Origin of the sequence: Mariprofundus sp. KV (assembly GCF_013387475.1) — a bacterium.
GTDB lineage: Bacteria > Pseudomonadota > Zetaproteobacteria > Mariprofundales > Mariprofundaceae > Mariprofundus.
On record NZ_VWNB01000011.1, the window covers coordinates 43185 to 56169 of the forward strand.

Below are 12985 nucleotides of genomic sequence, written 5' to 3' on the forward strand. Positions count from 1 at the left end.
CACTTTCACAATGATGCATGCATGCATAGTCTTGGCAGATGCCTGTCATCTTCCGATGGATCTTCTCCGGTTGCATAAGCCGCTCTCTAGTCACTCTGGCAGCGCTGCTCTCTATCTATGTGATCATCGAAAGTTTCGATAAGGCCCGTTATCTTGGCCACGGCCTGAACGGCGGCCTGATGATCGAATATCTGCTGTTAAAAATCCCCTTTATGGTCAATGAATTTATGCCGATTATCGTACTGATCGGTGCCAGCATCTATCTGATCGAACTCTCCCGTAACCATGAGATGGTTGCCATTCGTGCCGCCGGCCTGGGCATCAACAAGTTGCTGATGCCCCTGCTCACCGTCGCGCTTCTGGCTGCAACCTTAAGTTTTATTGTTGGTGAGTGGGTCACGCCTATCACCAACAAACGGCTCGATGTTATTGAGAATGTACATATCAAACAGCAGCAAAGCGCCAGCCAGGGTGTACAATGGCTTAAAGATGGCCAACGATTTTACCGCCTCATGCCCCTGAAAGAGGGTCGCTTTACCATGGTTGTCATTGAAACCGACAGCGAAGGCGGCTGGCTCAAACGCATTGATGCCGCCAGTGCCCGCTTTGCCAATCAGCAGTGGCTGCTCACAGATGTTCACATCACCACCCCGTCGCCGGAGCAGGGCACGCTACATGAACAGGTAGATAGTCTGGTACTGAACTCGAATGTCGGGCCTGAAACTGCCGAACTGCCCAAACCCCGTCATATGGAGTTTGCTGAGCTCTACCGCTATATCGCTGACCTGAAGCATGCCGGTTTGACCACCGGCACCTACACCTATGCCCTGCACCGCAAGGTCTCCGCACCGCTGGCAAGCCTGTTGATGGTGATTCTTGCAACAGCCCTATGCCTGAATACCGGCAGTCGTAACAGTCGGGTCTCCTGGGGCATTATCGCTGCCATTTCACTGGGGCTACTGTTTTATGTCATCGGCAATGCGGGTTACCTTCTGGCCGCAAACGAGCATATATCTCCAGCCTATGCTGCCTGGTTACCCACGCTCGTCTTTGGCGGCCTGGGCATTTACCTGCTGCTTAAGCGGGAAGGCCATTAGATACAATCGAACCATCAGGTAAAGAGCATCCCCTGGGGGACGAATTCACTCGAATTAACACGAATAAGAGGGGCAGTTCCGGTTGATTATCTTTAATTCGTGCTGATAAGTAATCAGGCGATGTTGATAAGTTTGCTGACATCCCTGTGCAGATGCGGATTGGATGCAAGGATATCGCCCTTCTCAAGATCAATGGTTGCACCAGCCAGATCAGTAGCCAGACCACCGGCCTCCTGCACCAGCAGATAACCAGCTGCGATATCCCATGGTTTCAGGCCCGCTTCCCAGTAAACATCCAGACGACCAGCCGCCACATAGGCAAGATCAAGCGCGGCTGAGCCACCACGACGGTATCCATCCATAGACCGCATGCAGCCATCCATACGGCGCTGAAACAGATCGATATGCTCTCGCTGGTAAGATGGCATACCTGAAGCAAACAGCGCATGCGCCAGCCGCTTCTCATTGGTCACACGCAGACGACGACGATTCACAAATGCGCCACCGCCATTTTTCGCCTCAAAAGTCTCATCACGAATCGGATCATGAACCACAGCCAGCAGTGGCTTGCCATCTTTCCATGCCGCAATAGAGACAGCAAAATGGGGATAACCGTGAATAAAATTGGTCGTTCCATCCAGAGGGTCAACATACCACTGGATTGATGCCTCGGGATTTACACGCTTACCCGACTCTTCAGCCACGATACCGTGATCGGGATAGTGCTGGCTGATCTCTCTGAGAATCAGTGATTCAGCACGCTGATCCACATCGGTGACATAATCCCGATCTGTTTTCTGCTGCACTGTAAAGCTATCTCGCTCATCAAATGCCCTGGCAATCAGATCACCGGCCCGTCTGGCGGCCCGAACAGCTACATATAACACGTTTCACTCCTGAATCAGCCGATCTGGGAATACACTCTATCTGACCGGTTCGCGAACCATATCAAGGATGAGATAAAAAGTACGCCAAAATTGTTGGCGGTGGCTCTCTCACCTTGCAGGAGCATGAAATAGAACTACACTCGTAAACATAGGAGCCACACAATCTGCCTCCTGCTAGAAGCATACCCGCTGAGTGGAGGGCTCATGCCAAACGTCAACAGCATCGCCGAATGGCTGCAGAACGAGGCCTATACTGGCAACAAACCGCTGGCTGAACTGCAGCTTCAACAGACCAGAGCCCGCATCCTGTTGACAGTCGCAAGTCTCACCTATGTGATTCTGCATGGCGAATATTTTACATACTACAAGGTAGAGGCTCTCAGCTTCTCTGCCCTCTATTTCATTCTCAACACATTCGCACTGATCACGCTGCGTAAGCGCCCCTTCTCCCTGCCCGCCACCCTTTTCTACCCGCTTCTTGATGTAGTAATTGTTACCTTCGGCATGCTCATTGATGGTGGCCATTCAAGCGGCGTCTACTTTATGTTGCTGCCGATTATTATCGGCAATGGCCTGCGTTTTGGTAATCCAATGCTGATCTATGCTCAGGTCTCATGCCTGATCGGCATGTTGTGCTCTACCGCCTATGGCTACTACACCCTGCAACTTCCAGTCGACTATACGCTGCTCTTCTGGCAGATATTCACGCTTCTTGCTGTACCCTTTTATGCCTATCTGATCGTGAAAAAGGTTGAAAAGGCGATCTATGAGAAAAACGCAGCGGAGCAGAGCTCATTTCAGCTTATCGACAAAGGGCCGCTGCCTGTTTTTACCTTTGAACTCGATGCCAAACAGGTTCCGCAAACCCTCTATGTCAATGCAGCGATGGTTCAGCTTTTTCACAACACTCAGGCCGACGTTCTGGATCAGCCGGCCGACAGACTGGTACTGCCCGAAGATAGCGATGAGATGATCAAATTCTGCCGCAGCGCATTTCGTGATGACGGCGATGAGATTCAACAACCATCAACCTCCTACCTGCGGGGTATGGATGCATCCGGGCATATCATCAAACTGATGGCCACGGCCATCCGCTTGCGCTGGCAGGAGCGCTGGATCGGTGTCTGTTTTCTACTGGATATTACCGAACGTGAAACACTGCAGGAGCAGATGGAGAGTGTGCACAGACAGGGTTATATGTCGACACTGGTAGCCGGTATTGTTCATGATTTCAGAAATGTGCTGACCAATATGATCGGCAATGCAGAAGTGTTACAGATGAACAGTTCAGACCCGGTTATCAAGCAACAGATTGAAACTATTATTGAGGCTGGTGAGCGCGGCAGTGAGCTGATCACTCACCTTCTTAAACTGAGCAGAAACAGTGAACGTAAGCAGCCCCATACCCGCACAGCCGGCTCGGCACTGTTGCAGCCGCTGGAAAATATTATCGGGCTGGCTCGCCTGCAGCTGCCCCTCAACATTCGACTGGTCAGCACCATCGATAATACGTTGCCGGATGTTGCGATCGAAATCATCGAGATCGAACAGATCCTGCTGAATCTGATCAACAACGCCATGCAGGCGATCAGAGAATCCGGCCTTATTGAAGTCAGCATCAGCAGTGAAGATGATCAGAAAGCAGCGCAAAAGCAGCTCTGTATCACCGTCTCAGATAATGGCGAAGGGATCAGTGAAGAGGATATTGATCGCGTCTTCAAACCCTTCTGGACCTCAAGGGCAGACAAGGGGGGCTCAGGCCTTGGCCTGACAATGGTACAGCGCATTGTTAAACGGCATCAGGGTAAAATCGATATCTCATCACCTGCCAATGAACAGCAGACCACCGTTCGCATCTGTATCCCCTCCTATAGAGCTGAAGAGAAGACTGTGACTTTCCCATCGGCGGTTGCCCCCTACCCCTCTAACGACACGCCATCAGTAGAGACGGCACCTCAACGTATCCTTCTGGTTGATGACATGCCCGACATTCTCAAGGTTCATCAGGCTATAGTCACCCGCCTGGGCCATCAGGCGGAAGCTGTCGAATCCGTTGATGCGGCGCTCACATTGTTTGCAGATTCTGGCTCTCATTTTGATATGATTATCACTGATTTTCGCATGCCGGGAAAAGATGGACTGGAGCTGGTGCAGGAGATCAGGAAGCGCAATCTGAGCATTCCTATCCTGATGGTGACCGCCTTTGGTGAAGATCAACAGCTGCAGCGAGCTGAAAGCTATGCCGTCACGCTGATGAACAAACCGGTTACCATTGAGCGCATGAAAGAGGGCATAGCCAAAGCAGTGGCCGCAAGTCAGACCTGAATCAGGCTTAGCTGCAGCCTATCAGTTCAGAAGCACTAAAGTCGTCATACAGTGCATCGATAAAATAGAGGCCGTGGGCGGGCGCTGTGGCAGCACCTCTACGCCTGTCCTGCAATGCCAATAGCTGCCTGAACTGCTCAGGCGTCTGTTTACCAAGTCCCACTTCGACAAGATTACCCACCAGATTACGCACCATGTGGTAGAGGAAACCATCGGCTGTCACCTCAATGGATACAGTGTAACCACTCCTGCTCACCTCCAGCTCACTGATTCTGCGAATGGCATGTGCGGCCTGACAGCCGGATGCTCGCAGGGAAGAGAAGTCATGCCTGCCAATGCAGTGCACAGCAGCCTGCTGCATCACCTCTATATTCAGCGTTCTGGGCATCCACCAGTGGCGCCAGCGATGCAGTGCTGAGGGAGTATTACGATTCCATATCTGATATCGGTAAGCGCGACCACGGCAATCAAAACGGGCATGGAAATCGGATGCCACACCCCTTACACCTACGACCCGGATCGACTCCGGAAGTCTACTGTTAAGACCATGCAGATAGGCCAGATGCGAGCGCTGCCAGCGTGCGGAGAGGACATCAGCATGGACTAAAATCACCTCAGCATGCACGCCACTGTCGGTGCGTCCTGCAGCGACAGTCGCAACAGCTTCACCCTCTACTGCCAACAGGGCTGACTGCAGTTCAGCCTGTACGGAAGAGGCGTTATCCTGCTGTTGCCAACCATGAAAGGCGCTGCCATCAAACTCAATGGCCATAGCGATGCGCTGCTTCTCAACCCCTACATCTGCCATGCAACCCCCAAACCCAACAGGCCAATCATTGCGCTTAGCCAACTGGCAATCTGCCATAATGACGCTGCCTGAGTTGGTGAATCCAACCCCGTCACTGCTGTTGCGGGCCAGCGTAACCAGAGCTGCTGTGACTGCACCTCTGCTACCGCCAGTGCAGCACTGAAGGCCGACACAAGCATTTGAGGCGACTGCGGCCAGGAGCTTCGCAACTTCCACTGCAACCGCAATGCGTGCAACAGATCACCCTCACTGCGGCGCAGTGGTGCAATCAGAATCACATAAGTGGCAACTGCCCTGCTACTGAAGGGCATCAATAACAGAGCTTGAATCCATTCATTGCGTGTCAGACAGAGGAAGAGCGTTATCGCTGCAAAGAAAATGACTGCCAGATGAACGGAGAGGTGCAACCCGAGCTGCAAGCCCTCCCATGTGAAAGGTAGAGGCCATCCCGGCAGAATAAGCTGGCCGGGTGAAAAGAGGAGGTGAAGTGCAAGAATTGGAATAATAAACCAGCGCAGCAGCCCGACCGATCGCCCTACCCTGTTCCAGCTATTCTCAATGACACGGACAAAAAGGGCGGCGATCAATATCAGCATGAATCCATACATTAGTGAAGATGTAGCCGTGGCAAGACTCAGCAGAGCCAAACCAAGAAGAGATCTTGAAATGGGATGCAGTGTGTAGAACAGGCTGTAATCACTCATGCGCTAGATCTGTTTTAAGTGCGTTTCAGGCCTTGTTATTCTTATCATCCTCATCGTCATCAGCAAACTCGCTAAGCAGATGATCAAGCTCCTGTGTTGCACAGTGATCAACTTCGATCTCATCCGTATCTTCACTGAGATGATCAACCTTATCAAAAGAGAGTCCCTCATAATCATCTTCGGAAGATGTACCATCACCAAAGGCAGCAAACTCACCAAGCAGGTGATCAAGCTGCTGCGTAGCTCCCGGATCTTCACCTGTCAGAGATGATTCATGAGCTGCAGCAGCGGGTGCTGCAGGCAGAGGAGGAGTTGTGGTGACCGGCTCATCATCCTGGTATGCGAATGAACCAAGCAGGTGATCGAGCTGCTGCGTAGCACCAGGGTCTTCACTGGTCGGGGCTTCATCATCGTCAATGGCAGCGAATGCGCTAAGCAGGTGATCAAGCTGCTGGGTCGCTTCAGGATCTTCTGTGCCCTTATCAACAGCATTCTCTTCAACAGCAGGAGCCACGGCATCAAATTCAACGCCGCTGAGCTGCTCATCACTGTTGGAAAACTCACTCATCAAAACGTCCAGATGCTGTGTCGCCCCGAACTGCTCATCATCGTCATCTGACTCCGAGGTCGCGGCAGGGATAAGCTCCTCGTCACCATCGAACATACCGTCATCATCACTGAATTCACCAAGCAGACTGTCCAGATGTTGTGTGGCAGTAACCTCCTGCTCATTATCAAGCCCGGCTGAATCCGACACTTCATCGTCGCCAGCTGGTGACTCCTCATCACTCTCTTCTGTGAACGCATTGAGCAGATTGTCCAGCTCCTGCGTTGCACCTATGGCTTCCAGATCCAGTGTTCCTTCATCATCAGGAAGAAGCCCGACAGAATGATCGTTCTCGATCTCATCATCAGAGAGCGAGATGCCCGTCTCCTCTTCCTCTTCAAAACCATCCAGAAGTGAATCGATCAGCTGGGTTTCACCATCGGCAGCAGTCAGGGCAATGGTTTGACCTGCAACATCCTCTTCATCAGCCGAAGAGGTTTCGACTTCGTCCTCGAAAGAGGCATCATGCAGCCAGTCCATCTCGGCAAATTCACTGACATCAGCAGTCTGAAACTCTCGAGTCTCTTGCGGAGCAGATGTTGCGGCCTTACCTATATCGTCATCACTTCCATCCAGCCCGGAGAAATCATAGTCCAGAACAGGCCCATCATCTGCTTCAATCGCTTCATCCGAAGCCACTTCGACTTCATCGACCTCAGACAGATCTGCCTGAGGCGCTTCAACGGCCACCGACTCATCGGCAAGACCAGACAATGCACCTGTGGCTGCTTTATATTCAGCAAGCGCGGCTCCACCAAGTGCTGCCAGTGCAGCAGCATTGGCCTTGTTGAAGAGAACAGCATCGCCTTTGGCAGCCAGCAGTTCGGCCTTGCGAATATGTGCCCCGGCATTCTCAGCATCCAAACGCAGCGCCAGATCAAGCTGCTGCAGTGCCTCATCCTCCATGCCATAACGGATATATACATCCGCCTCAGAGAGGTAGTCTATGCTTGGATCAGCCTCTTCCATGGCAGTGACATCAAATGGAACCATTTCAGCTGTGTCTGTATCAGTTAATTCATCAGGGAAATTAGCGATTGAGTCGAACAGGTCGGACTCTTTTTCAACGGCATCAACAGCTTTCTGCGCAGCCGCTTCGGTAACCGGTTCATCCTGGTCCATGCCATAGACAGGCTGCTCAACTGTATCGACCTTGTCCTCGATATCAGCCTCTGGAGCACTCTTCTGCTGCGCAACATCTGTAGCTTTATGCTCCATTTCAGGTTCAACCAGTGCAGCAGATGGATGGGCTGGTTCCCTGCGCATGAGCAACACAACCACCATCAGCAACACAACCACCAGAGCGATCAACAACCAGATGACCCAGTCCATGGCTCCGGCATCCTGCTGTGCGATACTCTGGGCTTTAGCTTTTTCCAGTTCGCCCTGCATGCGGGCCATGAGAATTTCCAAACGTTTCACATTGGCATCAGATGCGGCCGATGCTGCCAGATCCACCTTCTGGCTCAGGGCGGCAATACTCTGCTCACTCTGCTCGAGTTTCTGCTGCAACAGCTCATTCTGCTTCTGAAGCTCAGCCAGCAGTGCCGTTGTTTCAGCGATGGCTCTGCTCGCACCATCTTCAGCCGCAACTTCAGACTGCTGGTCAACTCCACCTGCTGCAACGCCATCCTGAGCTGTGGCTGCCTCACCGCTATCGGCAACGCCCGTATCAGCGGCCGCCACAGGGGCTGCGGGTGCAGCGGCGACACCATCAGCCTGCTCACCCATGCGGACTCGCTTGCTGTAACGGGTACGCTGAACTTCGGCTTCTGCTGCATAACGCGGCTGCTTATTCAGGTCACTCCACTGTTTCTGATGCTCGGTAAAAAGCTTGTACGCATCGTTGGCTGAGATTGACTCAATCTCAGCAGCAGTCGGCACATTCAGGAAGCGACCCTTCATCAGCAGGTTCATGTTACCCTTATCAAAGCTGGATCTGTTCTTTTCAAACAGAGCAGCCATCACTTGCGACATGCTATATCGCTGATCAACACGCAGACGCTGTGCTACGGTAGAGAGCATATCTCCACGAACAATAGGGCCGTAACGATCAGTTCTTGCCCAGCCCTCGAAATGTTGAGCTTCGGCAACAGCAGGCACTGCTGCAACTTCAGCTGCAGCCACTGCAGCCTGCTCTGTCACACTGTTATCCGCAGGAGCTACTTGATGAAGAGTAGGAACGGGAGCCTTTTCTGCAGCCTGAACAACATTTTTTGGCGCCTCGAGGAAGACCGGGTATTTCTTGAAATTGGCCACGCGACCATGTCGGATTTTTACAATCAGGTTAAAAAACGGCGCTTTAATGGCGGTGCGTGAGGTAAGTTTAACACGCACACCACGGGCATCACTCTCCATATCCGCACGAATAGCGTTGAGCTCAGGATCGCGGTAAACCTCGAAAATCTTGTAATCGGAAGCAGCTGCAATTTCAACAAACAGCTTGGAGACCGTCTCGTTGGCATCCATACTAAGTGGAATTTCAGCAAAGAATGGCTCACCCAGTCGTGAGTTAACCTCAATCTTTTCAAGGGAAGCACCATAAGCCACCCCCACCATAAGGTGCAGTGCAACAGCCAGCCAGACCAGCCGAAAAATATGCCCTACTTGATTCATCATGCTCCCCTCCATCATCTCGCAGGAGCTCGTCTCCTAAGAGTGAGGAATCAGAATTTCCGCTATCTGTACAGCATTTAGAGCCGCACCTTTACGTACATTATCGGCAACAACCCACAAATGCAAAGAATTCGCACAAGAATCGTCGTTGCGAATTCGACCCACCCAGACCGGATCGGTACCGGCAGCCTCGCTCGGCATCGGATAGTCCTCTGCAGATGGATCATCAACGACACAAACACCATCGGCATCGGCAAGCAGTTGACGCGCCCTGTCGGCGTCCATCGCAGCAGTAAAGGTGATGTTTACCGCTTCAGAATGACCGTAGAATACAGGTACACGTACTGTCGTTGCTGTGACGGCGATCTCAGATTCCATAATCTTGCGCGTCTCATCCATCATCTTGCGCTCTTCTTTGGTGTAACCATCATCCATGAAAACGTCGATCTGCGGAATCACATTAAATGCAATACGGGCAGGGAAAACATTCACTTCAGCACTCTTACTGCTGAGCAACTGCGTTGTCTGTTTGGCCAGCTCCTCAATCGCTTTGCCGCCAGCACCAGAGACGGCCTGATAGGTGGTCACCACCACGCGCTTAATCGGCACTGCATCATGCAGTGGCTTCAGCGCTACAACCATCTGAATGGTTGAGCAGTTCGGATTGGCAATAATCTTATTCTCACGCGCCATCTCAAGCGCATGCGGATTCACCTCCGGCACAACCAGACAGATATCCTCATCCATGCGCCAGGCACTGGAGTTATCAATCACATAACAGCCTGCCTCTGCAAAACGTGGCGCATGCACTTTGGAGGTGGAACCACCGGCAGAGAAGAGCGCGATATCGACACCACTCGGATCAAAGGTCTCCAGATCCTGCACAACATACTCTTTACCCTTAAACTCAATCGTCGAACCGGCACTGCGGCTGGATGCCACAGGAAAAAGCTCAGCAACAGGGAAGTTACGTTCGGCAAGAATCTCCAGCATGGTCTGACCGACCGCGCCGGTCGCTCCAACTACTGCAACCACATAACCTGCATCTTTTTTCGCAAGAAACTGTTCACTCACGCCAGAGCCTCCAGTGCTTCACATACGGCATCACCCATGCCGGAACAACTTACAAAAGCCCCACCATCAGCAAGATCTATGGTGCGCACTCCTGCATCAAGGGTATTTTCCACCGCCTGCTCCACCTTATCCGCCAGATCAGCACGATTCAGCGAGAAGCGCAGCATCATTGCAGCAGAGAGAATGGTCGCCAGCGGATTGGCCTTGTTCTGGCCTGCAATATCAGGAGCAGAACCGTGAATCGGCTCATACATAGCATAATCCACACCGATTGAAGCGGAAGGCAGCATACCGATTGAACCGGTCAGCATCGAGGCCTCATCAGAGAGAATATCACCAAACATATTGGTGGTTACAATGACATCAAACTGCTTGGGATTGCGGATCAGCTGCATAGCAGCATTATCCACATACATGTGAGAAAGTTCGACATCTGAATACTCTGCCGCATGCAGTTCAGTGACCACTTCACGCCAATATTCGGTGGCCTCAAGCACGTTGGCCTTATCAATTGAGCAGACCCGGTTGGAGCGCAGACGCGCAGCCTCAAAGGCTTTGCGGGCAATGCGCTGAATCTCGGAGGTTTTGTAGGCGAGTGTATTAAAGCCGCGTTTTTCACCGTTGGGCAACTCTTCAATGCCGCGTGGCTGACCAAAATAGATGCCGGATACCAGTTCACGTACCACCAGAATATCAACACCGCTGATCACTTCAGGTTTAAGGGTTGAGGCATTCACCAGCTGTTTAAACACTTTGGCAGGGCGATAGTTGGCAAACAGGCCGAGATCTTCGCGAATGCGCAGCAGCCCCGCTTCAGGACGCAACGGTTTGGCCAGCGGCTCCCATTTCGGGCCACCGACAGCACCGAGAAGTACGGCATCCGATGCTTTTACCAGCTTCTGTGTCGCCTCAGGATAGGGATCACCGGCCACATCATATCCGATACCGCCAATCGTCCCCTCTTCCCAGGTGGCATCAAGGCCAAAGCTGCGATTAAGCACCTCAAGTACTTTCAACGCCTCATCAACGATCTCTTTTCCGATACCATCACCGGGCAACACTGCAATCTTTACAGACATCTCTACTCCTTCTTTCCAACCACGGTTTTGACCGCCGCCAGAAAATCATCCACATCTTTAAACTCTCTATACACAGAAGCAAAACGCACATAGGCCACACCATCAAGCCTGCGCAGCTGTTCCATCACAAAATCGCCAACACTCTGGGCAGCAATCTCCGACTCACCCTGCTCCTGCACAGCCCGCAGCACTGCATTTACACCCTTCTCCAGCTCTTCAGCTGAAACAGGACGCTTTTCCAGTGCTTTCTGCATGCCGGAGTGAATTTTACTTATACTGAATGCCTGCCTTGCACCATCCTTCTTAACCACCAGCGGCAGCTTCAGCTCAGCACGTTCAAAGCTGGAAAAGCGTTTACCACATGCTTCGCATTCACGACGACGACGCACTGCGGCACCGTCTTCCACGACACGCGAATCCACCACACGGGTGTCATCATTGGCACAGTAAGGGCAATACATTCAGATGAACAACTATCCGCGATAAAACGTCTTACTTTTCGTAAATCGGAAAACGGTCAGTCAGTTTGCGTACATCCTCAAATACAGCAGCATGCACAGCCGCATCTTCCGGTGCATTCAACACCTTGAGAATCATCTCACCAATCAGAACTGCTTCAGCCTCCTGCATACCACGCGCAGTCACCACGGATGCACCGATACGGATACCGGAGGTAACAAATGGTGAAGCAGGGTCAAACGGAATGGTGTTCTTGTTGGTGGTAATACCGGCAGCTTCCAGCGCCTCTTCAGCCTGTTTGCCGGTAATGCCCTGTGGGCGCACATCAACACGGAACATGTGGCAATCAGTGCCACCGGAGACAATACGCAGGCCACCTTCAGTCAGGGTTGCTGCCAGTGCACGGGCATTAGCGATCACCTGCTTCTGATCAGCCTTGAACTGCTCACCGAGTGCTTCACCAAAAGCAACTGCCTTGGCTGCAATAACATGCATCAACGGACCGCCCTGAATGCCAGGGAAGATACGCGAGTTGATCTTCTTGTAGATCTCCTCATCGTCGGTCAAAATCATACCACCGCGTGGGCCACGCAGGGTTTTGTGGGTGGTGGTGGTGATCACGTGCGCGTGACCAACCGGACTCGGATAGACACCGGCAGCAATCAGGCCTGCATAGTGCGCCATATCCACCATCAGGATCGCACCTACAGAGTCAGCAATTTCACGCATGCGTTTAAAATCGATACCGCGCTCATAAGCCGAAGCTCCGCCAATGATCATCTTCGGACGCTGAACCTCTGCCATCTTCGCCATGACATCGTAATCGATCAGTTCGTTATCCTTACGAACACCGTAGGCGACAACCTCATAGAGGCGGCCGGAGAAGTTAACAGGAGAACCGTGGGTCAGATGACCGCCGTGGGAGAGATCCATACCCATGATGGTATCGCCGGGATTCAACAGCCCCATAAATACAGCCATATTGGCCTGAGAACCGGAGTGCGGCTGCACATTGGCATATTTAACGCCGAACAGCTCACAGGCACGCTGCTGCGCAAGAGCCTCAACCACATCGACATGCTCACACCCACCGTAGTAACGACGACCCGGATAACCTTCGGCATACTTGTTGGTCATCACAGAGCCCTGCGCCTCCATCACGGCACGGGAAACAATATTCTCACTGGCGATAAGCTCCAGTGTGTGCTGTTGGCGACCGAGCTCGGCGGCAATGGCATCTTTAACCACTGTATCGGCAAGCGGGGCATTAAAAAACTGACTGCGATCGGACATGAAAACTCCTGAAAAATAAGAAAAAGGCAGTGCTGT

10 protein-coding genes are annotated in these 12985 nt (G+C 52.2%); 2 read left to right on the forward strand and 8 right to left on the reverse strand.

The features are described 5' to 3' along the window. Window positions 1-38: 38 nt before the first annotated feature. Complete coding sequence (gene lptG / locus F3F93_RS09890; protein ID WP_176959020.1) at window positions 39-1097, forward strand: LPS export ABC transporter permease LptG; 1059 nt, start codon at window positions 39-41, stop codon at window positions 1095-1097. Window positions 1098-1210: 113 nt separating this feature from the next. On the opposite strand, the gene F3F93_RS09895 is transcribed toward lptG, so the two are convergent. Further along, window positions 1211-1984, reverse strand: coding sequence for an inositol monophosphatase (locus F3F93_RS09895; protein WP_176959021.1), 774 nt, complete (start codon window positions 1982-1984; stop codon window positions 1211-1213). A gap of 204 nt (window positions 1985-2188) precedes the next feature. Here F3F93_RS09895 and F3F93_RS09900 point away from each other — a divergent pair, with 204 nt between their 5' ends. After that, window positions 2189-4309 (forward strand): ATP-binding protein, encoded by a 2121-nt coding sequence (locus F3F93_RS09900; RefSeq protein WP_176959022.1) that lies wholly within the window; start codon window positions 2189-2191, stop codon window positions 4307-4309. Window positions 4310-4316: 7 nt separating this feature from the next. On the opposite strand, the gene truA is transcribed toward F3F93_RS09900, so the two are convergent. The 7 genes from truA to glyA are packed head-to-tail and all read right to left on the reverse strand — an operon-like array spanning window position 4317 to window position 12949. After that, window positions 4317-5117, reverse strand: a complete 801-nt coding sequence (gene truA, locus F3F93_RS09905) for a tRNA pseudouridine(38-40) synthase TruA (protein WP_176959023.1) — start codon at window positions 5115-5117, stop codon at window positions 4317-4319. Next, on the reverse strand, window positions 5105-5821 hold the full coding sequence (locus tag F3F93_RS09910) for a hypothetical protein (RefSeq protein WP_176959024.1): 717 nt from the start codon (window positions 5819-5821) through the stop codon (window positions 5105-5107). Before F3F93_RS09910 ends, truA begins: the two co-directional genes overlap by 13 nt. A 25-nt stretch (window positions 5822-5846) precedes the next feature. Continuing rightward, window positions 5847-9047, reverse strand: a complete 3201-nt coding sequence (locus F3F93_RS09915; protein ID WP_176959025.1) for a FimV/HubP family polar landmark protein — start codon at window positions 9045-9047, stop codon at window positions 5847-5849. A gap of 33 nt (window positions 9048-9080) precedes the next feature. Beyond that, a complete protein-coding gene (locus F3F93_RS09920; protein WP_176959026.1) occupies window positions 9081-10118 on the reverse strand; it encodes an aspartate-semialdehyde dehydrogenase in 1038 nt (345 codons plus the stop codon). Further along, window positions 10115-11197, reverse strand: coding sequence for a 3-isopropylmalate dehydrogenase (leuB, locus tag F3F93_RS09925; RefSeq protein WP_176959027.1), 1083 nt, complete (start codon window positions 11195-11197; stop codon window positions 10115-10117). Before leuB ends, F3F93_RS09920 begins: the two co-directional genes overlap by 4 nt. Before the next feature lie 2 nt (window positions 11198-11199). Further along, window positions 11200-11658, reverse strand: a complete 459-nt coding sequence (gene nrdR / locus F3F93_RS09930; protein ID WP_176959028.1) for a transcriptional regulator NrdR — start codon at window positions 11656-11658, stop codon at window positions 11200-11202. Window positions 11659-11689: 31 nt separating this feature from the next. Then, complete coding sequence (gene glyA, locus F3F93_RS09935; RefSeq protein WP_176959029.1) at window positions 11690-12949, reverse strand: serine hydroxymethyltransferase; 1260 nt, start codon at window positions 12947-12949, stop codon at window positions 11690-11692. Window positions 12950-12985: the final 36 nt, after the last annotated feature.

Bases quoted from the DNA above. Each gene is read 5' to 3' on its own strand.
- truA (WP_176959023.1), bottom strand. From the start codon at position 5,117: ATGGCAGATGTAGGGGTTGAGAAGCAGCGCATCGCTATGGCCATTGAG.
- F3F93_RS09915 (WP_176959025.1), bottom strand. From the start codon at position 9,047: ATGATGAATCAAGTAGGGCATATTTTTCGGCTGGTCTGGCTGGCTGTT.
- lptG (WP_176959020.1), top strand. From the start codon at position 39: ATGCCTGTCATCTTCCGATGGATCTTCTCCGGTTGCATAAGCCGCTCT.
- glyA (WP_176959029.1), bottom strand. From the start codon at position 12,949: ATGTCCGATCGCAGTCAGTTTTTTAATGCCCCGCTTGCCGATACAGTG.
- F3F93_RS09910 (WP_176959024.1), bottom strand. From the start codon at position 5,821: ATGAGTGATTACAGCCTGTTCTACACACTGCATCCCATTTCAAGATCT.
- F3F93_RS09900 (WP_176959022.1), top strand. From the start codon at position 2,189: ATGCCAAACGTCAACAGCATCGCCGAATGGCTGCAGAACGAGGCCTAT.
- leuB (WP_176959027.1), bottom strand. From the start codon at position 11,197: ATGTCTGTAAAGATTGCAGTGTTGCCCGGTGATGGTATCGGAAAAGAG.
- nrdR (WP_176959028.1), bottom strand. From the start codon at position 11,658: ATGTATTGCCCTTACTGTGCCAATGATGACACCCGTGTGGTGGATTCG.